The following is a 22013-nucleotide window of genomic DNA, read 5'->3' as shown; positions in this document are numbered from 1 at the left end:
CTGCCGCCTTCGTCATGCGCGCCGGCGATGGCGGCAGCCGCGTCTTTCACGGCTCGCGACAGGCCCGAGGCGAACGGCCTTCGAAAGCCCGACAGAACTGACGAGACGGCCGCGGCAATCGCCTCCGGCGCAAGGCGGGGCAGCACCTCCACTCGGAAGGCGGCCGGCCAGGCCGGTATTCGGGGCCAAGCCGCCCATCCCCGGCCGATGCCGGCGATACCGGGCGATCGCGCTACTGGCAGCGCTCCATGACGATCTCGCGCACCCTCGCGGCATTGGCCTTGCCGCCGGTCGCCTTCATCACCGCGCCGACTATTGCCCCGGCAGCCTGGACTTTTCCGCCGCGGATCTTCTCCGCCACGTCGGGGTTCGCGGCGAGCGCCTCGTCTACCGCGGCGACGAGGGCGCCGTCGTCGCTCACAACCTCCAGTCCGCGAGCCGAAACGACCTCGGACGGCGTCCCTTCGCCCGCAAGGACCCCCTCGAGCACCTGCCGGGCGAGCTTGTCGGTGAGCTTGCCGTCGCGAACCAGGCCGTCGAGCTCGGCTATGTCCGAGGGGGTGACCGGCGCCTCCCGCAGTTCGACGTCGGCTTCCTTGGCGTGCCGGGCGATGTCGCCCATCCACCACTTGCGCGCGCCGGAGGGACTCGCGCCCGCGGCCACGGTCGCCTCGACGAGGTCGACGGCGTCGGCGTTGACGAGGTCGCGCAGCTCCTCGTCAGAAAGCTCCCACTCGACCTTTACGCGGCGGCGCTTGGCGGCGGGAAGCTCGGGCATGCCCGCCCTGAGCTCCTCGACCCATGCGGGGTCCGGGGCCACGGGAACGAGGTCGGGCTCGGGAAAGTACCGGTAGTCCTCGGCGTCGGACTTCACGCGGCCCGCCGACGTCGTCCCGTCGCCCTCATGGTAGTGCCGGGTCTCCTGGACCACGGCCCCGCCGGCGGCGAGGATGGCGGCTTGTCGGCAAATCTCGTAGCGGACGGCATTCTCGATGCCCCTGAAGGAGTTGACGTTCTTCGTCTCCGTGCGGGTGCCGAAGGGGGCGTCGGGCCCCTCGCGCAGCGACACGTTGACGTCGGCGCGGACGTTGCCCCGTTCCATTCTGGCCTCGGAGACTCCCAGGGCTCGGAAGACGTCGCGCAAGGAGCGAACGTATGAAGCGGCGATTTGCGGGGCCTTCGCCCCCACGCCGGTGGCCGGGTGCGAGACGATCTCGACGAGGGGCACGCCCGCGCGGTTGTAATCCACGAGAGAGTAGTCCGCCCCCTGGATCCTTCCCTCGGCGCCGCCGACGTGGGTGTTCTTTCCGGCGTCCTCCTCCATGTGCGCACGCTCGATCGGGAAACGATAGGACGAGCCGTCGGGGAGGTCGATGTCGAGGTGGCCCTCGTAGGCGATCGGCTCATCCGACTGGGAGGTCTGGAAGGCCTTCGTCAGATCGGGATAGAAGTAGTTCTTGCGCGCGAATCGGCACGAGGATGCGATCGAGCAGTTGAGCGCCAGTCCGATCTTGATCGCGTACTCCACCGCCTTCGCGTTGACGACGGGAAGCGAGCCGGGGAGCCCCAGCGAAACCGGAGTCACATGGGTGTTGGCGTCCCCGCCGAAGGCGTTGGGGGCGCCGTCGAACATCTTCGTTTCGGTGCCGAGCTCGACGTGGACCTCAAGCCCGATGACGGGGTCGAAGCGGGCGACCGCCTCGTCGAAATCCATGAGTTCTTCCATCACTTTTCCTCCCAATCGGCCGCCGGACAGCTTTGGGCCAGCGGTTCTCCAAGCCCGGCCTCGACGGCGCCCGCGACCCGGTACATCTGAGCGTCCGCGTGGGCGGGCGCAAGAATCTGAAGCCCGACGGGAAGGCCGTCGGCAAGCCCGCTGGGCACGGAAATTCCCGGTATTCCAGCCAAATTCGCGGGAATCGTCGTAATGTCGAGGACGTACATCGCCAGCGGGTCTTCCAGTTTGGAGCCCAATTCCCATGCGGTCACGGGCGACGTCGGCGAAACGAGCACGTCCGCCTCGCCGAAGGCGGCGTCAAAATCGCGCTGCACGAGCGTGCGCACCTTCTGGGCGCTGCCGTAATAGGCGTCGTAGTAGCCCGAGGACAAAACGTGCGTCCCCAAGACGATCCGCCGTTTGACCTCCGGGCCGAAACCCGTCCCTCGCGTAGCGGCCATGACCGTTTCCGCGGTGACAGGCCCATCCTCCGGCTCGACGCGGATTCCGTAGCGCATGCCGTCGAATCGCGCCAGATTCGAGGAAACCTCCGCCGGCATGATGAGGTAGTAGGCCCCCAGCGCGTACTCGAGCGAGGGGCAAGAAACCTCGACGACCTGGGCCCCCAGATCCTCGATCGCCTTAAGCGCTTCCTGGAAGGATGCGACGACGCCTTCCTGGCAGCCCTCCCCGCCCAGCTGCTTGACCACGCCCACGCGCACGCCCTCCAGCGGCTTCGTCGAAGAGGCCGCCGTGGCGACGATTTCTTCGAAAGGCGGGACCGGGGCATTGAGCGACGTCGAATCGCGCGGATCATGCCCCCCGACGATCTCCTGGAGAGCGGCGGCGTCCGCGACGTTTCTGGCGAAGGGCCCGATCTGGTCGAGGGAGGAGGCCATGGCGACGAGGCCGTAGCGCGAGACGCCCCCGTAGGTCGGCTTCGCTCCGACGGTTCCAGTGACCGCGGCGGGCTGGCGAATGGAGCCGCCGGTGTCCGAGCCGAGCGCCCACGGGACCATGAAAGCGGAGACCGCTGCGGCGGACCCTCCCGAGGATCCCCCCGGAATCCGGTCGAGGTCCCAGGGGTTGTGCGTCGCGCCGTAGGCGGAGCGCTCCGTGGAGGACCCCATAGCGAATTCGTCCATATTGGTTTTGCCGACGATCGGCAGGCCGACCTCGCGGAGCCTTTCGACCACCGTCGCGTCGTAGGGGGGAAGCCAGCCTTCCAGTATTTTCGACGCGCAGGTCGTGGGCTTGCCGCGGGTGACCATGTTGTCCTTGACCGCGATCGGCACTCCGGCGAAACGGTGGAGGCTCTCGCCCGCGGCGCGCCTGGCGTCGACGTCGCGGGCGGCGGCCAGCGCCCCTTCGTCGTCGACTGAAAGGAAGGCGCCCACCCGCGCATCGACCGCGCGGATCCGGTCGAGGCAGGCCTGCGTCAGCTCGACGGAGGTCGTCTCGCCCGCCCGGAGCTTGCGGGCCATCTCCGCGGCGGAAAGCTTGAGGAGATCCTTCATCATTCCTCCCCCAAGATCTGCGGGACGAGGAATTTTCCGTCCTCGGACGCGGGGGCGGCGGCCAAAACCTCGTCGCGGTCGAGAGTCGGGACGACGACGTCGGCGCGCATGACGTTGGTCAGCGCGATGGGATGGCTCGTCGCCGGAACGTCGGGGGTGGCGACCTCGGAGACCTTGGCTACGGCGGAGGCGATCACGTCGAGTTCCCCGGCCATTCGCTCGATTTCCCCTTCGGTGAGGCGAATGCGAGCGAGGCCGGCCAGACGTGCAACCTCGTCAACTGAGAAAGACGACATGCGTTCAATATTACGCGGTTGCAAGCGAACTCGCCGGGGCGCGTCCGGGGTAGTTTTTCACGGAGCGGCCGATGCGAAAACGACGTCTCTCTCTATACAGTTGGACCATGCGAAAATTCCGTGGCCCCAAGCAGCGCCATGTCCTTTCCGCCGCCAAATGGTGGGCTTTGGGAACGGTTGCCGCGCAGGCCGCCGCAATCGCCACTGTCAGCGTCATTGACGCCATGCGGAAAAAGAGGGCGCCCCAGTCGGGCCGTTTCCCCCACCTTCCACCCCAAAACGCGCAGGTCGGGCCAAACTCGATGACGATCTTCACCTACGGCCGCGAGCTTTACGACGCCATGCTCGCCGACATCCGCGCCGCCAAGGACCGCATTTTCTTCGAATGGTTCATCATCAAAGCCGATGAGACGGGGGCGGAGTTCCGCAACGCCCTCATTGAAGCGGCGCAGCGCGGAGTCGACACATACGTGATCATCGACACATGGGGCAACGCGAATCAGGATCCTCGTTTCCGCCGTCTGCCGAAGATGGAGCATCTGCACACGCTCCTCTTCCCCTTCGTCCGCCCCGGCCTGTTCAACGGCCGCGCGCGCGACAAGGGGCGGGACCACCGGAAAATCCTCACCGTCGACAAGCGCATCGGGTACGTGGGCGGGTACAACATTGGCACTCTCTACGCCCACGAATGGCGCGACACCCACGTGCGAATCGAGGGGCCGGCCGCCTGGGAGCTCGACGACGCCTTCATCGACATGTGGAACGACTACCGCAAGAAGCATCATCCGGCCATCGCCGACGACGGCGTGACCGACTGGGACGCCACCGTCCGCGCGGTCATGAACACTCCGGCCCTCAACGTCTTCCCGATCAGCGCCCTGTACATGGACGCCATCAACCGCTCCGCCGTCCGGGTGTGGATCACGATGGGCTATTTCATACCCGAGGAGCCGATGCTCATCGCCCTGACAAACGCCGCACGCCGCGGCGTCGACGTCCGCGTGCTCATCCCCGAGTACTCGAACCACATCGTCGGCGATTGGGCGGGGCGCCCCCACTACGAGCGCCTTCTGCGCTCGGGGGTGCGAATCTTCCTCTACGAGGAAGCCATGGTCCACGCCAAGACGATGACCGCCGACGGACGGTGGTCCACCGTCGGCACGGCAAACATCGACCGGCTCTCGCTTCGAGGCAACTTCGAGATCAACGTCGAGGTCTTCGACGCCGGATTCGCCGCGGCCATGGAGCGCATATTCGAGGTCGATCTCGCCAACTCGCATGAGCTGACCCTCGAGCAGTGGCAGGCGCGCGGAAGGCGCGACAGGGTTCTCGAGACGGTTCTGCGCCCTCTGGCGCCGCTGCTGTGAGAGCAGACCGCTTCAAGAGCCTGCCGTTTTGGGACTAGGCGCCGGTTTCGGAGCGGACGCCCTTCCAGGAACAGGCGCGGGTTTCGAAGCGAGCGTCCCTAGGAAAGGCGCCGTTTTCCGAGTGAGCGCTCTTCTAGGAACAGGCGCCGTTTTCCGAGCGGACGCCGGGGCCGGGGCATTCCCCCCCCCTCACGTCTGCGGCGTCCTCGTCGGAATCTCGCCGGTGCGAAGGAGCTCCTCAAACTGCTCCTCGTCGAGCGTCGGCACGCCCATCGACTCCGCTTTCGCAGCCTTGGATCCGGGATTCGCCCCGACGACGACGGCCGCCGTCTTCTTCGAGACGCTTCCGGCTGCCTTGCCGCCCCTGGCCTCGATGGCCTCCTTGACCGAATCGCGGGTGTAGCCAGCGAGCGTCCCGGTGGCGACCACGGTCATCCCCTTCAGGGTCTGCGGAAGCTCCTGTTTTTCGGCGGCCTCGTCTGCGAAAGCGACACCGGCGGCCTCCCAGGCATCGACGACCTCGGTGTGCCAGGGGACATCGAACCAGTCGAGGAAAGACTGGGCGATGACCCGGCCTACGCCGTCGATTTGCGCTATCTCTTCGACGGAGGCCTCCCTGGCCGCGCCCAGCGACCCGAAGGCCGAAGCGATCGCTTTCGCAGCGGTCGGGCCGACGTGCCGAATCGACAGCGCGACGATCTTTCGCCACAGCTCTTTCGTTCGGGCGGCCTGCAATTCTGCGACGACGAGCTCGATCATCTTTCCCGGCTTCGAAGGCGACGCGAGCTCGGCGGGCCTGCCCTGGGGACGGCGCCATTTCGGCTTCGTCCAGGCCGCCCGGACACGGCGAAAGTCGCCCGTCGGCTCGCCTTTGACCCGAACCTCCTGCCATATCCACACGTCTTGGACGCTCTCGGCGGCAAGCGCGAAGAGCCCCGCCTCCGAGGAAAGCGCGGGCGTCTGGGGGGCTGGAATTCCGAAGCTCCGCTGGACCTCCGGGGCGACGATGTGCTCGGAGTCGATTATCGCGCCGTCGTGGTCGACGACGCCGAGTTCGCGCAGTTTCTCCGGCGACGCAAAGACCGTGCGGGTGCGGCCGTCTTCGCCCTCGATGTGCAGCTTGCGCCCCTTCGCAAAAGCCATGAGCGCATCGGGGCGGCGGCGTTCGGGATCGGTCAGCCACAGCGAGGTCTCCTCGCCGAGCGCTTCGACGTCCAGGGCAGCGCGGCTGCCGATGTAGGCGACGCGCTCGGCCAGCTGGGCGGGGCACGAGCGGGCGTTGGGGCAGCGGATGTCGACGTCCCCCTCCTTGGGCGGGGCCAGCTCGGTCCCGCACGACGGGCAGACGGACGGCATCGTCCACTCGCGCTCGCTCCCGTCGCGCAACGCCCTCACGGGGCCGAGAACCTCGGGAATGACGTCGCCGGCCTTTCGCACGACGACAACGTCGCCTATGAGCACGCCCTTGCGCGCGACCTCCGAGGGGTTGTGAAGCGTCGCCTGCGCGACGGTCGACCCGGCGACCGTCACGGGCTTCATGACGGCGAAGGGGGTGACGCGCCCCGTGCGCCCCACCTGCACCTTGATGTCGAGCAGCCGCGTCTCGACCTCCTCCGGCGGATATTTGTAGGCCACGGCCCACCTGGGCACGCGCGACGTGGCCCCCAAGTCCTCCTGTTCGGCGCGCGAGTCTATTTTGAAGACGGCGCCGTCGATGCCGTGAATGAGATCAGATCGCAAATCGGCGTACTCGCGGACGAATCCTTCGACGTCGTCCCAGCTTGAGACGAGCCGCGCATACGGGGAAACGGGCACACCCCATTCCTCGAAAAGCTCGTAAAGGCCCTTTTGGCTCGCCAGCTTCTCGTCTACGGCCGAGGACGCCCCGTCGATGCGCCCGGCGCCGTGGGCGATGAAATCCAACGGACGTTCGGCCGCCGCTTTTGGGTCTTTCTGCCGGAGCGATCCGGCCGCTGCGTTGCGGGGATTGGCGAACTCCTTGAGCCCGGCGGCCCTCTGCCGCGCGTTGAAGCCGTCGAATTCGGCGAGCGGAATGAAGCCTTCGCCCCGAATTTCGACGACGTCGGGGAAATCCCCCTTCAAGGACCGAGGCACGGACGAAATGGTGCGAATGTTCGCGGTGACGTCCTCCCCTGTCACCCCGTCGCCGCGCGTCGCGCCGACGGCGAGCTCGCCCCCGACGTAGCGAAGGTTGACGGCCAGACCGTCGATTTTCACCTCGGCGGTGCATCTCGCGGCCCCGGCGGTCCCCTCGTACCACTCTTTGAGGTCGTCGAGGGTGAAGACGTCCTGCAACGAGTAGAGCCTTTCGAGGTGTGTGACGTTTTCGAAGCCCGCGGCTGCGGGGGCGCCGACGGACTGGGCAGGCGAGGAATCGACCGCCAACTCCGGATGCTCCGCCTCGAGGCTCCGCAATTCCCGGACGAGCCGGTCGTAGTGCTCGTCGGTGACGATCGGCTCGTCGCCCGAATGATAGGCCGCTTGGGCTGAAGACACGAGGGGGGCTATCTCGTTCCAACGCTCGCGGGCGTCGCCGAAATTCTCAGTCACCTCACCATTGTGGACCATCGGACGGCTCGAGGCTCGCTCATCCTCGCGAAGGGCCGAGGATCCCCCCAAAGGACCGGTCGCGCACACAAGAAAACATGGCGCATGCCACTAATTCCATGCGACCCCGGCTAATTTTCACGCTTTCGCATGGAAATTTCAGACATACCATGCGAGCGACACGCAAACCTCCTCCGTCCGTAGACCTATTTTCTGCTGCCTGACCGTATCCTTGTGTCTATGGCACAAGTGTGGCGTGGCTATGTGACGTTCAAGGGGGTTAGCCCCATCGACGTCGTATCCGCGTTACTCGTCGGACTCCTTTTCTGGTTCCAGCCAACTCCCTTCCTCATCCCCTTCACCCAGCTTCCGATAGAGCGCCAAGGGCTCGGCTGGTTTGCCAGCCTTCTCATCGGGCTGGCCTACGCCGTCCCCATGGCCTTTCGGCGCACGCACCCCGTGCCGAGCGCGCTGACGATTCTCTGCGGAGCCGGCGTCCATCTCCTCCTCGAGCCCGCAAACATCACCCTCGCCGACTTCGCCGTGGTGGCCGCGGTCTACGCCGTGACCGTCTACGGGCCCGTGTGGGCCCACCGCCTCGTTCTGAGCCTCACGCTGCTCGGATCGTTCTTCATCGCGATCCCGACCCTCACGATGGGCGGGGCGATACGCAACGACTGGGCGACGTGGGGTCCGTTCCTGGGAATCGTCACGTACATCATGGCCGTGACCCTCGCCGTCTACGGCCTGGCCCTCGCCAGGCGCTCGCAGCTGGCGAAAATGCTCTCGCTCATGCGCATCGCCAACGACGCGCAGGCCGCCGCGAAAACCGAGAGAGAGCTCGCCGTGCTCGAGGAGCGCTCGCGCATCGCCCGAGAAATGCACGACATCGTCGCGCACACGCTTTCGGTGGTCATCGCGCAGGCCGACGGCGGACGCTACGCGGCGACGAAAGACCCCGAAGCCTCCACCCGCGCCCTCGCCACCATTTCCGACATGGCCAGGGACGCGCTCAAGGACATCCGCTCGATCATCGGGGTCCTTCGGGAGTCCGAAGGCGACGAGCAGCCGACCCTTCCTCAGCCGATCGAACGCGACCTGGAGACGCTCGTGCGGAACGTGCGCGATTCGGGCGTCAAGGTCTCCTTCGTCCGCACGGGACAGTCGCGCACGCTTCCCGTCGGCGTCGGAAACGCCGTTTACCGCATCTGCCAGGAAGCCATCACCAACTCTCTCAAGCACGCGGGCCCGACGCCCCACATCACCGTGCTGCTTCAGACCACCGATGCGGCCCTGCTCTTACAAGTCGACGACGACGGGCGCGGCGCAGCGGCCCCGAGCGACGGAAAGGGCCACGGCCTCATCGGAATGTCGGAGCGCGCGTCGGCATTCGGCGGCAGCGTCACATCCGGCCCACGCCCCGGAGGCGGCTTCCGCGTCCTCGCATCCATTCCAATTCCTCACCTCGACAACAGCAATAGGAGCGAACATGACTGAGGTATCTAAAATCCGCGTGGGTCTCGTCGACGACCAAGCCCTCGTGCGGACGGGCTTCGCCATGGTGATCGACTCCCAGGACGACATGAAGGTCGTCTTGGAGGCGAGCAACGGCAAAATCGCCCTCGAACGCCTGACCGTCGTGCCCGCGGACGTCATCCTCATGGACATCAGGATGCCCGTCATGGACGGGCTCGAAGCGACGGCGACGATCACCTCCAAACCGCTTCCCACCGGCGTCTCCCCGAAAATCCTCATCCTCACGACGTTCGAAGAGGAGGAGTACATCATGGGCGCCGTCCAGGCCGGCGCCTCGGGATTCCTGGTCAAGGACGCGCCGCCGGACCAGATGCTCGAGGCGATCAGGACGATCCACCGCGGCGACGCCGTGATCGGCCCCTCGTCGACGAAGAAACTGGTCGAGAAGCTGGCCAAGGAGGCCACCGCAATGCGGGCCACCGACCCGCACATCCTCGACGGGCTGACCGAGCGCGAGATCGAGGTGCTCAAGCTCGTCGCGCAGGGGCAGACCAACGGCGAGATTGCGAAGACCCTGACGGTGGCGGAGGCCACGATCAAGACCCACATCGGCCACATCTTTTACAAGCTCGGTGCGCGCGACCGCGTTCAGGCCGTCGTCCTCGCTTATGAAGCCGGCCTCGTTCGTCCGGGCGATCTGACGTGACTGACATCCTCTCGGCGTCGTCGCTGACAAAGGTCTACGGCGAGGGGCCGCTTGCCGTTCGCGCCTTGAACGAGGTGAGCCTCGCCTTCCCCAGGGGACGGTTCGCCGCGATCCTGGGGCCTTCCGGCGCGGGAAAGTCTGCCTTCCTCCACATCGTGGGAGGCTTGGACGCCCCGACGTCGGGAAGTGTGACGGTCGCCGACCTCGAACTCCCCTTTGCCGACGAAGAAGCGCTGGCCCGGATCCGTTCCGAACACATCGGCTTCGTCTTCCCCGGGGAGAACCTCCTGCCTCATCAAACGGCACGCCAGAACATTGAGCTTCCGATGCGGCTGCGGGGCGAGAAAGCCGACGAAGGCTGGTATTCGTCGGTGGTCAGGACCATGGGCATCGCGGGCGTCATGGACGAGCTTCCGGCCCGCCTTCCGCGGGCGATGCAGCAGCGCGTCGCCGTCGCCCGCGCGGTCCTGGGGCGCCCCTCCGTCGTCTTGGCCGACGATCCCGCGCATTCCCTCGACGCGAGGGCCTCGCTGGAGATCGTCGAATTGCTGCGCCTTTGCGTGCGGGAATTCGGGCAGACCGTGCTCATGTCCACCCAGGATCTGGCGGAAGCGGCATTGGCCGAACGGGTGGTCCTGTTCTCCGACGGCGGCGTCGCCGGCGAGATATCCGACCCCACTCCAGTTTCCATCCTCACCGCCCTTGAGGCGCTGAGCCTACGCTCGGGGCCGGGATGATAGACCAACTCGTCGGCTCGATCCTGGCCAACCGGGTGAGGTACCTTCTGGCGGCGCTCGCCATTGCCGTCGCGAGCGCCCTGACAGTCGTGTGCCTGGCCGTGGCAAGTTACGTGAGGACGGCCTTTCCGGCCGCGCCCGCGGGCGACTTCGGACAGGCGCAGGCCGCAGTCACGGTGGCCGAAGCCGCTCAAGACCGGGATGTCGCGAAATCCGTCGAACGCTTGAAATCCGTCGGGGAAGTCTACTCCCAGCAGATTCACCGCGCGGCGATCACGCGCACCACCGCATCGAAGGCTCTGACGGTGACCGAAACACCGAATGCGCGCTTCGGCTTCTACCGGCTGCTTGAGGGAAAGAAGCCGAAGCTGACGAACGAGATCGCCATAAGCCAAACGACGGCGCAGCAGATGCGCCTCAAGGCGGGCGACACCATGACGGTGACCGTCTACTACAAGACCCCCGATTCCTCGGATTCCCAGTCTTTTTCCATAGGCATGCGAGTGACGGGCGTCTACAAGGAGCTCCACCGCGTCGCCCGGGGCGGGCATTCGTTCGCCGGCTACATCACCCCGGAGGCCGCAAAAGAATGGCGCAACCGGGAGGGGCGCCCGCCCGCCGACGCCGAAACGACCGTCTACGCCATCAGCGCCGCCGGCCATTCGGACGCCGAAATGCTCGCCGACCTTTCCGCAATTCCCGGCGCCTCGGTCGAATCCCGACTCGGCGAGGACGAGCGGGGCCTCGGCGAAAGCCTTTCGCGCGCGAGCTTCGGCGCGGCCGCCATGGCCGTGGCTTTCGCCCTGTTCGCGCTGGGTTTGGCGGGGACCGTCGCTTGGAACGCCTTCCGGGCGGCGGGCGCCGCCCGGCGCCGTCAGCTCGCGCTCCTGGCGACCCTCGGAGCCTCTTCGCGCCGCATACGCAGGATGATCGCCTGGGAGGCGGTCACGGTGGGCGGCGTCGCCTCGGCCATCGGGGCTGCGGTCGGCATGAGCTTGACAAAGCTCGTGCCGCGGCTCGTTTTGGGCGATCCGGCTGCGGCCGTGCTTCCCGCGGGCGTCGAGTCTAACCCCCTCTACGGCTTTTTTGCCCTCGCCGCCGGCGCTTTCGTCGCGATTTCCACCGCAACCCCCTTCGTTTTCCGCTCTCGCGAGGCCGTCCCCTTGGAGGTCGTCGACGATTCCCTCACAGCCGCTCCCGGCGACGGAAAGACCATCCGGCCTACAGTCGCCTTTGGTTTGGTCGGAGCGGGCGCCGCCGTGACGTTCACAGGGGTCTTTTTCTCCAATCCGGGCGGCAATGAGGGGCCCCTGCTCGTCGTCATCGGCGCTTTGGCCCTTTTCCGAGGAATCGTCGGGCTCGCGCCGTCCGTGACGCGAAGGCTTGGAATTCCGCTGGCCAACCTTTTCGTCGGAAGCTTGGGCGGCGGACGCAACCGAGTCCGCCTTGCCTTCCTCGGCTCGCGGGAGCAAGGGGAGCAAGGAACGAGGGGCAAGCTCGCCCGGGCTGCCATGGCAACGCTGTTTGCCTCGACCTTCCTGCTGTCGTCGGCGGCGGTCGCGGCGGGAGTCGCCCACGCAAACGCGCTCGCCGCCATCGACGCCTCCTTCCCACGCGACGTCGACGTGCGCCAGGCGACTGACTCGGAGGGCGTCGGCCTCGGAATCACCGCCTCACAGGAAAGGGCCGCCGCGGCAAACCCCAATGTCGCCGCCGTTGTGCCGGTCTATGAAACCAAGGTCAATTCGGACTTCGGCAAACTCACCCTTTCCGCCGTCGATCCGGTTCGCGCCTCGTCAGCCCTGCGAGGCGATTCGCATCCGGCGTACGAGAAAACGGGGACCGTCACCCTTCCCGAGCGCATGCGCACCGCGAAAACAGCCAAGAAGACGATCACCCTGACGGGGCGCGACGGCAAGGAGCTGAAGCTGTCGGTCGCTTTCGGCGGCGTGGCCTCCCCCACAGTCTCGCTGAAAGACTTGCGGAAGCTCGACGACGTCGGAACGCCCGCAGCCCTGTGGCTGAGAACGCGGGGCGACGAGCCCGTCGTCGAAAAGGTCCGATCCATCGCCCACGACGTCAACGAAGCCAGCGGCGACGCGTTCGCGAAGGTCACATCTGCCTTGCTGCGTCAACGATCCGCCTATTCCGCCGCCGTCGATTCGATCGCGCGTCTGCTGACCGGGGCGCTCACAGGCTTGGCGGTCGCATCTGGCCTCGGCGCGTCGCTTGCGATCTCCCTCTCGCTCTCGGCCAAACGGCGCGATTTCGAGATTCTTCGCGCGATAGGCGCATCCGGGGGCTCGATTAGGCGGGCGGAGGCTTGGCGCCAATGCGGGCTTGCATCCGCGGGAATGATCCCTGGAACGCTTCTGGGAATCCTGGTTTCCTCGGGCGTGGGCGCCGCATTCTTCTCGTGCATGGGCGGCTCGGTGAGAGGCGCACTTCCGCTCCTCGGCCTCGTCTGTGTTCTCCTTGCCGAGGCGACAACAATCGGATTAGTGATTTATTTCACTTTAAGGACGTTAACCGGGAGACATTTGGCCCAGTCCGCAAGGCTAGTGGGCCGCAAGTCCAACTCGTGAGCATAAGGAAGGCCGAACATCACGAAAAAAGGTCTTTACGTGGAGGCTGAAACCTGCCACCCTTATTAACTGCACGCATCACGCACGGCGTGCTAACACACGAAGGAGATACATCGATATGGATTGGCGTCACCGGGCTGCCTGCCTCACTGAGGACCCGGAGCTGTTCTTCCCCATAGGCAATTCGGGCCCGGCCATCGCGCAGGTCGAGCAGGCCAAGCGAGTTTGCAATCGTTGTGCCGTCCAAGACATTTGCCTCAAATGGGCCTTGGACACAGGCCAGGACGCTGGCGTATGGGGCGGGCTTTCCGAAGAAGAGCGACGTTCGCTCAAGCGCAGAACGGCACGCGCACGCCGTTCTAGTCTGGCATAGGGACGGCGCTCTGGCGGCGCTCCGCAGCGCCGCCGGGTTTGCGCGCCCTCGCTTGGCCGTCTCGCCCCTGCCCGTCGGGAGGCTTTGGGCGGCCTATGAGCCTTTTCTACTTGCCGACGAACGCCTCGATATGAACTCGAGTGCCCCCTCCCGGGCGCGAGCGCCACTGGATTGAGCCGCGAAGCTCCGCCTCGACCAGCGTTTTGACGATTTTCGTGCCCAGCCCTTTGCCGGGCCCGCCGTCTGCGATTCCCAAGCCGTCGTCTTCGACGTCGATCGTCAGGCGATCGCCGTCCCGGTCCGCCGTCACTTCGATGTGGCCGCCGTCGACCAGGCCGTGTTCGACGGCGTTGGACACAAGCTCGGTCAGCACGACGGCAAGCGACGTCGTCTTCGTCGCATCGATTTTGCCGAAATCGCCCGTGAGATGCGTGGTCACCGACACGTCAGTGGACGCGACGTCGCGCGCAAGGTTGAGCAGTGCGCCGAACACTTCTCCGAAATCGACGTTTTCCTCGACCGTCTCCGAGAGCGTTTGATGGACGAGGGCGATCGTCGCCACGCGACGCTGGGCGTTCTCCAAGGCCTGCTTCGTTTCCGCGTTCACGCCGGCGCTGCGCGCCTGCATGCGCAAAAGGGCGGAGACCGTTTGGAGATTGTTCTTCACCCGATGGTTGATCTCGCGGATAGTCGCGTCCTTCGTCAGCAGCTCCAGCTCGCGATGGCGCACCTCCGTGACGTCGCGGCACATAAGGATCCCGCCCAGTTTCCTGCCCCTGTCCTTCAGGGGCACCGCCCGCAGCGAAAGGATGACGCCGTGGGCCTCGACCTCTGCGAGCCACGGCGCCCGCCCCATGACGACGACGGGGAGCGCCTCGTCCACGACGCTGTGGTCCTCGATGACGTCCGTGATGACCTCGGCCAACAGGCTGCCGACGATTGGCCCCCCGATCCCGAGCCGATGGTAGTTGGAGACCGCGTTCGGGTTCGCGTAGAGCACGACGCCCTCAGGATCGAGGTGGACGAATCCGTCCGTCATGCGCGGGGTGCCGTGCCTGTACCCGGTCGGCCTGCCGTCGAAGGGAAACTCGCCCGTCGTCACCATGTGGACGAGCTGCGAAGAGATGGTCGAATAATTGGTGGTCAGCGCCGGCACCTGGACCGGAACGACGTCCAGCGAGTCGGCCTCGGTGACGCACAGCGCGGCGACGGCCTTTCCCTCACGGCGAACAGGAACCACTTTGAGATTGAACCCCTGGCGAGGGATCAGCCGTTCGACGCCGCCGTCGAGGACTTCGTCGATCGCCTCGGCGAGCCACGGCTCGATCTGACGCCCCACGATGTCGTTCTCGTAGAAGGTGCTCGCCGTGGCCGGCCTGCACTGCGCCACTACGGTTGTGCAGCCGCCCACGTCCTGCACGATGAGAAGGAGGTCCGAAAAGGAAACGTCCGCTATCGTCTGCCAATCCCCCACAAGCTGGTGAATCCATTCCTGGTCCGCCGTGGTGAGGCCGCGGGCGCGGGCGAGCATGTTCGAAAGCGAAGGCATGTGCCTTAGCCTACCGCGGTCGTGCACAATAGATGGCATGGATATCTCTACCACACAGACCTACAACGCGAGCCCGAGCGCCGTCACGCAGGCGCTTCTCTCATCCGAGCTGGCGGCCAAGCGGGCCAAGCTGGCGCGCGTTGACGACTACACGCACACGGTCGACGGCTCGAAGGCCACGACCGTGGTGAACGTCCCCGCTGAGCGGCTCCCCTCCAAGGCCCGGACTTTCGCAAGAAACGGCGCAAAAGTGACGATCACTACAGTCGCTTCGGGCGACGGCGTGACGTACACCGTCGATCCCCACGGTCTGCCCGCCGAAGTTTCGGCGGCCCTCAAGCTTTCCGGCGACGCGACCACGACGGCCGACCTCTCTGCCACCCTCAAGGTGAAGATCCCCCTCCTCGGCGGGAAGATCGAGAAGAGGGCCGCCGGAATGGTCGATCGGCTGCTTGCCAAAGACGCCAAGCTGGTCGAGGAAGTCATCGAAGAACAGGGCTCATGACGGTCAATCGGGCCTACGAGGATCTGCTCGCCGACGTCCTGGAAAACGGGGCGGAGAAAGGCGACCGCACGGGCACGGGGACTCTCTCCGTGTTCGGGCGGCAGATCCGCTACCGCCTCGCCGAGGGCTTTCCACGCATCACCACGAAATTCGTGGCGATGAAGGCCGTCAAGGGCGAGCTCCTATGGTTCCTTTCGGGCGACACGAACGTTCGCTGGCTCCAGGAGCGAGGAATAACGATTTGGGACGAGTGGGCCGACGACGCCGGCGAGCTCGGCCCGGTCTACGGCTATCAATGGCGAAGCTGGCCTGCCCCCGACGGGAGGCATATCGACCAGATTCGGCAGGTGCTCGCCCAGCTGCGGGAGAACCCCGATTCGCGGCGAATGGTCGTCAGCGCCTGGAACCCGGCCGACCTCGACAAAATGGCGCTGCAGCCGTGCCACGCGATGTTCCAGTTCTACGTCGCCGACGGCAGGCTTTCCTGCCAGCTTTATCAGCGCAGCGCCGATCTTTTCCTCGGCGTCCCCTTCAACATCGCGTCCTACGCCCTGCTGACGCACATGATGGCTCAACAGGCGGGCTTAGATGTCGGCGATTTTGTGTGGACGGGCGGGGATTGCCATATTTACCTCAACCACGTCGAGCAGGCGAAAGAGCAGCTGACGCGCGAACCCTATCCTTTCCCCACGCTGCGTCTGAAGAAGGCCCCGTCGATATTCGAATACGCGATGGACGACATCGACGCCTCAGAGGGGTATCGGCACCATCCCAAGCTCCACGCCCCCGTGGCAGTATGAAGGCCGGATCCGTGTGATGCTCGGAGCGATCTGGGCGCAGGGCCGCGCACGAGCCATCGGGAAGGACGGCGCTTTGCCGTGGCGCCTCCCCGAGGATCTCGCGCTCTTTCGACGGGTGACCTCAGGGCATCCGGTGATCATGGGCCGCAAAACCTGGGAGTCGCTGCCGCCCAGGTTTCGCCCGCTTCCGGGGCGCCGCAACATCGTACTCTCCCGCGATCCGAGCTTCGCCGCCGACGGCGCGGAGGCCGTCCGATCCCTGGCCGAGGCGACGGAGGCGGCGTCGCACTGCGAACAGGCCTGGATCATCGGAGGCGCCGCCGTTTACGCCGAGGCCGTCGACCTCGCCGACGTCTTAGTCGTCACCGACGTCGATGTCGACGTCGAAGGCGCCGACGCCTTCGCGCCCTCGATCGGCGGCTCCTGGCGGAAAGCTGCCGGACTTCCCGAACGGGGCTGGCTCGCATCGGGAAGGCTGAACTATCGCGTGACCGTCTACTTCCGGCCGGGTGTGAATGCAGACGACGTCGTTCGAGCCGTCGCGGGCTGAGGCCCGTCGCGGATCTGAGCCAGCCCGGCTAAGACCGGGCGGGCGGCGAAAACGGACTCTTTCCCGCGCGCAATGAGCGCCGGAAAGGGTCCGCCTTCAAACAGCGGAGCGCAGGAGGCCCAAAACAGCTAAGCTCAGGAAGCCAAGCCAAAGCGGCGACGGCTCGGCTCGTCAGCCGTCGGTGTCGAACTGCGAGTTGTACAGCTCCGCGTAGAAGCCTCCGCGGGCCAGGAGCTCCTCGTGGCTGCCCGTCTCGACGATGTCGCCGTCGCGCATCACGAAGATGACGTCGGCGTTGCGGATGGTCGAGAGCCGATGGGCGATGACGAAGGACGTGCGGTCCTTCGTGAGCGTGTCGAGCGCCTCCTGAATGAGCTTCTCTGTGCGGGTGTCGATTGAAGACGTGGCCTCGTCGAGGATGAGAAGCGGATTGTCGGCGAGCATCGCCCTGGCGATCGTCACAAGCTGCTTTTGCCCGGCGGAAAGCGTGGTCTGCTCGGACAGGACGGAGTCGTATCCCTGCGGCAGCTGCGAGACGAGCTCGGAAAGCCCGACCTTGTCCATGACCTCGTCGAGGCGCTCGGGCGAGACCCCCTCGCTGCGGTAGACGACGTTTTCGCGCAGCGTCCCCTCGAAAGTCCACGTGTCTTGAAGGACCATCGAGAAGAGGGCGTCGACGTCCTCGCGCCGCATGGACGACGTCGGAATCCCGTCGATCCGGATCTCGCCGCCCCACAGCTCGTAGAAACGCATGAGCAGGTTGACCATCGTGGTCTTTCCCGCGCCGGTCGGCCCGACGATGGCGACCTTCTGGCCGGCCTTGACACTCGCGGAGAAATCGTGGATGACCTCCTGCCCCTCGACGTAGCCGAACTTCACATGGTCGAAATCGACATCGCCCCGAACCTCGGGGACGCCGGCCGGTTTGTCCGATTCGGCGTCCATTTCGGTTTCGTCCAGCAGTTCGAACACCCGGTTGCCTGCGGCGGCGGCGGATTGGAACGACGTCGCGGCCTCGGCCATCTGCCCGAGGGGGTTGGTGAAGATGCGGATGTAGACCATGAAGGCGACGATGACGCCCACGGCCACGGTTCCGTCGAGGACGAGCACGGCGCCGACGATGCACACGACGACGTACCCGAGATTGCCCACGAATCCCATGAGCGGCCACATGAGGCTGGAGAGGAACTGCGCCTTCCACGCGCTCTTGTACAGGGCGTCGTTGCGCTCATGGAACTCCCGGCGCGCGTTCTCCTCGGCGTTGAACGCGCGGACGACCGGATGGCCGGAGTACGTCTCTTCGATGTGGCCGTTGAGTGCGCCCAGCTGCCGCTGCTGAGCGACGAAGTGCTTCTGGCTGACGCCCATGATCGCCCCCGAGCCGACCACTCCGATGAGGGCCGCGCCGATGCCCGCGAGCGCCATCCTCCACTCAGTCGCAAACATCATGATCGCCGAGCCGAGAATCGTGATGACCCCGCTGACGATGGAGGCGACCGAGTTGTTGAGAGTCTGCGAGAGGGTGTCGACGTCGTTGGAAACGCAGGAAAGCGTGTCGCCGACCGACTGCCTGTCAAAGTACGCCAAGGGCAGACGGTCGATCTTGCGGTCGAGGTCCGAACGCATCTTTCGGGCGGTCCACTGGGTCGCACGGACCATGAGCAGGCCTTCGACGAAGTTGAAGAGGAAGGACCCTGCGAGAATCGCAACCGAGATGAGAGTCAGCCTCCGCACCTCGTCCATGTTCACGCGCCCCGCGAGCCCCTTTTCGATCTCGTCGGTGATGTCAGACAGGTATTCGGGCGCGATGACGGTGAGCACCGCGCCCGCCACGGCCATAAACGTCGCGGCGACGAGCAGCGCCCGCACCGGCCTGGCGTAGGCGAGAAGCTTTTTGACGGTGGGGCCCATGGCGCCTATGGCCTTGCGGTCCACGCCTCCGCCGTCCCCGCCGAAGAGGTCAGAGGTGAGGTTGTCGCCTTCGGAGAGGCCTTTTTCGCGATTGCTGCGGGCCAGTTCCAGGCCGCGCCGAACGGAGTCGAGGTCGCGCTCGTCCCGTCCGCCCGAGGCCTGTGCGGCGCCCCCGCCCAAAGTCTCGGCGGTTCCCTGTCCTTTCGAGGTTTCTTTGACTCCGCTCATGCCAGCTCCTCCTCGCTCAGCTGCGACAGCGCAATCTCCCGGTACACGGGATTGTTCGCGAAAAGCTCGTCGTGGGTTCCGGCGCCGACGATCCTCCCCTTGTCGACGACGAGGATCTTGTCTGCATTCCGGACGGTGCCGATCCGCTGGGCGACGATGATGATCGTCGCCCCCGCAGCGGCCTCTCGCAGCGCGGCTCGCACGTCGCGGTCCGTCTTGTAGTCGAGCGCGGAAAACGAATCGTCGAAGATCATGACCTCGCCGTCGCGGGCCACGGCCCGCGCGATCGAAAGCCTCTGCTTCTGACCGCCCGAGAAATTCGATCCGCCTTGCGCGACGGCCGAGGCGTAGTCATCCTCTTTCGTTGCGATGAATTCGGAGGCGTTCGCCACGCGTGCGGCTTCGACGACGTCGGCGGGGGCGAGCTCCTTCGCCCCCTTCCCGTAATCGATGTTCGAGGCGATCGTCCCCGAGAAAAGGGTGGCCTTCTGGGGAACGAGCGATATTCGATCGCGCAGCGCCTCCTGCTTCCACTCGCGGACGTCACGCCCGTCCAGGAGAACCTGCCCCTCGCGCACGTCGTAAAAGCGCGGAATGAGATTGACGATCGAGGACTTCCCCGATCCTGTCGAACCGATGACGGCGACGGTCTGCCCCGGCTCCGCTGTGAAAGAGATCTCCTTGAGGGCGTCGTCTTCGGCGTCGGGGTAGCGGAAGGAGACGTTCTTGAATTCCACCGTGCCTTTGAGGCCCGAACGGCCGACGCCGGCCCCGCCGTCCTGGATTGAGGGCTTCGCGTCCAACACCTCCAGGATTCTCTTCCAGGAAACCCTCGCCCTCGGAAGGAACACGAAGATGAAGGCCAGCATCATGAAGGCGCCGACGATCTGCAAGGCATAGGCCGAGAAGACGACCATCTGCGTGAAGAGGGTGATCCTCTCGGCGCCAGACGCAGAATCTATCATCCCCGCGCCCAGCGTGTAGATCGCGAGCGTCAGGGCGGTCATGAGCGCCGTCAGGGCGGGCATGAGAAGCGCGAAAGCAACCATCACCTGCGTGTTGTTGCGGGTCAGCTCCGCGTTCGTCTCCTCGAATCTTCCTTCGTGAAACCTCTGGGAGTTGTACGAGCGGATCACACGAAGGCCCGTCAGGTGTTCGCGCGTCACCCGATTGAGGTCGTCGGTGATTGTCTGCATCCTCATGAGCCGAGGCATCACGACGGCGGTTATGGCGCCCAGCAGAACGACGAGGACGGCGACCGCGATCGACGTCGCCGCCGTCCAAGTCCCGTTGGCGCCCGAAATCTTGGTCATCGCCCAAACCGCCAGTATCGGCGATTTGACGAGCATCTGAACGCCCATGACGATGAAGAGCTGCACCTGGTTGACGTCGTTGGTCGACCGGGTGACGAGGCTGGGCGTGCCGAACTTCCCGACCTCGGGAAGCGAGAAGTTCAGGACCTTCTCGAATACGTCGGCGCGCATCCTGCGGGAGACCCTCGTCCCGATGACGGCCGTGCAATAGCCCGTGGCCACCATCGCGGCCATTGAGCCGAGCGCGCTCGCAAGCATGAGGGCGCCCTCCCCGAGGACGTCCTGCATGCGAGTCCCCGGAGTGACAATGCGTTTGGTGATCTCCTGCATGTACTCGGGAACCTTGAGGTCGAAGTAGACCTGCAAGACGATGGTTGCCAGGGCGATCGCGGCGAGCAACCACTCTCGACGGCCGATGAATTGTCTTATCCGCATAGCTGCCTTCTTCTCCTCACGACGTAGGCGTTCAACACTACTCCGCCCAAGACTTCAAACATTGTTTTGCCGGTGCGGCGTTCGCCACCAGTTTGCAATCGCACGCATATGAGTGTACTTTATACCTTCTACGCAAACGGAATACGCGAAGGGTCGCTTGCGTTGCGTAGACGATGCGCCACAGCAGGGCGCTCAGCCGTTGGCTTGCCGCCAGCGGCAAGCACGCACGAAAGTGTCGGCGTTCCTCACCTGTTCGCCGTTGAGGAGTAGGTACAAATGAATAAGGAGAAAGAAACGCGGCGCAAGGACCGCGCCGCAGCCGAGTTGCAATCGGCTCGCGCAGAGTTCGCTTCGCTCGATCGTCACGCTTCGCCGTCTCGCGCAGAGCGCGCGGCATTCCGCCTGAAGGCGGCGCAAGACGCCTGGGAGAAGGCAAACGCGACCGAGCTTGCAGCCTGAGCGCCTGGCCCCCGTCGGCATTCCCAACGGGGGCCAGATCGTTTTCCCCGCCAGTTCGCGAAAATATCGCCAAGATGCCGAGCCCCTCCGGAACGCCGCCGACTTTGGTACGGTGATTTTGTCCGTCGCCGCCCCCTTTCCGATCGGCGACGGCCGCAGCCGGCCCTCCGAAAACGCAAACGCAGCTTCCCGCGCAAAGCTGTTCTTTCTCAGCTGAAGTCTCCATTGACTCCCTCAAAGGATTGGGAAAACCCTGAGTTACGGCTAAAAGAACTTAGGGATTTAACGTGAATTTTTCCCAGTTTTCACATTTCAAGCTCTCTTTGAGGCACAATGATATATATGACGTTAAGCAAACCGATCCGTCTTGCACTCGTTGGCTTTGTCGTCACGGCTTTAGTGGCCTTGGTCTTCACAGTCAATCGAAGCAAGCTAAACGAGGACGAAGATTACCCAGTGGCACTCACATCCGCGCCTTCGCTCCCTCTAAAGGGAGTCACATTAGATACGCCCTACGACATTGGCAAGGCTGTATCCGTTATAAAATCACACAATTCCCGTCTAACCGTACGTCTTGTCATGGATTCGGGAGTTCCCGTCGCAGACTACAAGAAAGCCGTCGATGCGCTTTCTCCCCACGCGAACATCATGATCGAAGTCTTGGATTCCGAAGAGCTGAGCGACCACTCGGCCGATTGGATCAGAACGCGAACCGAGCAGGCCTTCAAGGCAATGGGCGACAAGGTCAGCATCTGGGAGATCGGCAACGAGCTCAACGGAGAATGGACCGGCTCCTCCCCCCGTGAGATCAACGCAAAGGCCAAAGCCGCCTACGACGTCGTGAAAAAGCACGGCGGAAGGACGGCGCTCACTCTCAACTATTGGTCCAGCTCCGACTGCTACACACACGATTGGGAGTCG

17 protein-coding genes and 1 pseudogene are annotated in these 22013 nt (G+C 65.1%); 11 read left to right on the top strand and 7 right to left on the bottom strand.

The features are described from left to right. Positions 1-232: 232 nt before the first annotated feature. Genes gatB through gatC form a run of 3 tightly spaced genes read right to left on the bottom strand, consistent with a single transcriptional unit; the run spans position 233 to position 3530 of the window. Complete coding sequence (gatB, locus tag ACO48X_RS03545; RefSeq protein ID WP_485000587.1) at positions 233-1726, bottom strand: Asp-tRNA(Asn)/Glu-tRNA(Gln) amidotransferase subunit GatB; 1494 nt, start codon at positions 1724-1726, stop codon at positions 233-235. Next, positions 1726-3234, bottom strand: coding sequence for an Asp-tRNA(Asn)/Glu-tRNA(Gln) amidotransferase subunit GatA (gene gatA, locus ACO48X_RS03540; RefSeq protein WP_485000594.1), 1509 nt, complete (start codon positions 3232-3234; stop codon positions 1726-1728). Before gatA ends, gatB begins: the two co-directional genes overlap by 1 nt. Continuing rightward, on the bottom strand, positions 3234-3530 hold the full coding sequence (gene gatC, locus ACO48X_RS03535; RefSeq protein WP_009200217.1) for an Asp-tRNA(Asn)/Glu-tRNA(Gln) amidotransferase subunit GatC: 297 nt from the start codon (positions 3528-3530) through the stop codon (positions 3234-3236). Before gatC ends, gatA begins: the two co-directional genes overlap by 1 nt. 107 nt (positions 3531-3637) lie before the next feature. Here gatC and ACO48X_RS03530 point away from each other — a divergent pair, with 107 nt between their 5' ends. Continuing rightward, complete coding sequence (locus ACO48X_RS03530; RefSeq protein WP_485000586.1) at positions 3638-4897, top strand: phospholipase D-like domain-containing protein; 1260 nt, start codon at positions 3638-3640, stop codon at positions 4895-4897. Positions 4898-5086: 189 nt separating this feature from the next. On the opposite strand, the gene ligA is transcribed toward ACO48X_RS03530, so the two are convergent. After that, positions 5087-7468 (bottom strand): NAD-dependent DNA ligase LigA, encoded by a 2382-nt coding sequence (gene ligA, locus ACO48X_RS03525; protein ID WP_485000585.1) that lies wholly within the window; start codon positions 7466-7468, stop codon positions 5087-5089. Positions 7469-7705: 237 nt separating this feature from the next. On the opposite strand from ligA, the gene ACO48X_RS03520 reads away from it, so the two are divergent. The 5 genes from ACO48X_RS03520 (at position 7706) to ACO48X_RS03500 (ending at position 13342) form a co-directional block, all read left to right on the top strand. Beyond that, a complete protein-coding gene (locus ACO48X_RS03520) occupies positions 7706-8962 on the top strand; it encodes a sensor histidine kinase (RefSeq protein WP_485000584.1) in 1257 nt (418 codons plus the stop codon). Then, on the top strand, positions 8955-9647 hold the full coding sequence (locus tag ACO48X_RS03515; RefSeq protein WP_485000583.1) for a response regulator: 693 nt from the start codon (positions 8955-8957) through the stop codon (positions 9645-9647). The genes ACO48X_RS03520 and ACO48X_RS03515 overlap by 8 nt, the downstream gene beginning before the upstream one ends. Continuing rightward, on the top strand, positions 9644-10384 hold the full coding sequence (locus tag ACO48X_RS03510) for an ABC transporter ATP-binding protein (protein ID WP_485000582.1): 741 nt from the start codon (positions 9644-9646) through the stop codon (positions 10382-10384). Before ACO48X_RS03515 ends, ACO48X_RS03510 begins: the two co-directional genes overlap by 4 nt. Beyond that, positions 10381-12969: an FtsX-like permease family protein gene (locus ACO48X_RS03505; protein ID WP_485000581.1), complete on the top strand. Its 2589-nt coding sequence runs from the start codon at positions 10381-10383 to the stop codon at positions 12967-12969. Before ACO48X_RS03510 ends, ACO48X_RS03505 begins: the two co-directional genes overlap by 4 nt. Before the next feature lie 118 nt (positions 12970-13087). Next, positions 13088-13342: a WhiB family transcriptional regulator gene (locus ACO48X_RS03500; protein ID WP_484999036.1), complete on the top strand. Its 255-nt coding sequence runs from the start codon at positions 13088-13090 to the stop codon at positions 13340-13342. A gap of 106 nt (positions 13343-13448) precedes the next feature. On the opposite strand, the gene ACO48X_RS03495 is transcribed toward ACO48X_RS03500, so the two are convergent. Next, positions 13449-14891, bottom strand: a complete 1443-nt coding sequence (locus tag ACO48X_RS03495; protein ID WP_485000580.1) for a sensor histidine kinase — start codon at positions 14889-14891, stop codon at positions 13449-13451. A gap of 37 nt (positions 14892-14928) precedes the next feature. Between ACO48X_RS03495 and ACO48X_RS03490 the strand changes: the two genes are divergently transcribed. Genes ACO48X_RS03490 through ACO48X_RS03480 form a run of 3 tightly spaced genes read left to right on the top strand, consistent with a single transcriptional unit; the run spans position 14929 to position 16746 of the window. Next, positions 14929-15396 carry a DUF2505 domain-containing protein gene (locus ACO48X_RS03490; protein ID WP_485000578.1) on the top strand — a complete coding sequence of 156 codons (468 nt, stop codon included), beginning with the start codon at positions 14929-14931 and terminating at the stop codon, positions 15394-15396. After that, on the top strand, positions 15393-16196 hold the full coding sequence (locus tag ACO48X_RS03485) for a thymidylate synthase (protein ID WP_485000576.1): 804 nt from the start codon (positions 15393-15395) through the stop codon (positions 16194-16196). Before ACO48X_RS03490 ends, ACO48X_RS03485 begins: the two co-directional genes overlap by 4 nt. 16 nt (positions 16197-16212) lie before the next feature. After that, on the top strand, positions 16213-16746 hold the full coding sequence (locus tag ACO48X_RS03480; RefSeq protein ID WP_485000574.1) for a dihydrofolate reductase: 534 nt from the start codon (positions 16213-16215) through the stop codon (positions 16744-16746). A gap of 171 nt (positions 16747-16917) precedes the next feature. On the opposite strand, the gene ACO48X_RS03475 is transcribed toward ACO48X_RS03480, so the two are convergent. Both ACO48X_RS03475 and ACO48X_RS03470 read right to left on the bottom strand, forming a co-directional pair. Beyond that, positions 16918-18885 (bottom strand): ABC transporter ATP-binding protein, encoded by a 1968-nt coding sequence (locus ACO48X_RS03475; RefSeq protein ID WP_485000572.1) that lies wholly within the window; start codon positions 18883-18885, stop codon positions 16918-16920. Next, positions 18882-20633 carry an ABC transporter ATP-binding protein gene (locus ACO48X_RS03470; RefSeq protein ID WP_485000570.1) on the bottom strand — a complete coding sequence of 584 codons (1752 nt, stop codon included), beginning with the start codon at positions 20631-20633 and terminating at the stop codon, positions 18882-18884. The genes ACO48X_RS03475 and ACO48X_RS03470 overlap by 4 nt, the downstream gene beginning before the upstream one ends. Positions 20634-20909: 276 nt before the next feature. Here ACO48X_RS03470 and ACO48X_RS03465 point away from each other — a divergent pair, with 276 nt between their 5' ends. Continuing rightward, positions 20910-21092, top strand: a complete 183-nt coding sequence (locus ACO48X_RS03465; RefSeq protein ID WP_009200202.1) for a hypothetical protein — start codon at positions 20910-20912, stop codon at positions 21090-21092. Positions 21093-21425: 333 nt separating this feature from the next. Beyond that, positions 21426-22013, top strand: a pseudogene (locus ACO48X_RS03460) (Tat pathway signal sequence); the annotation flags it as partial.

Source organism: Peptidiphaga sp., from assembly GCF_057238965.1.
Note: the sequence above shows the minus strand (reverse complement) of the source record. Positions and strands in the feature narration are given on the sequence as shown.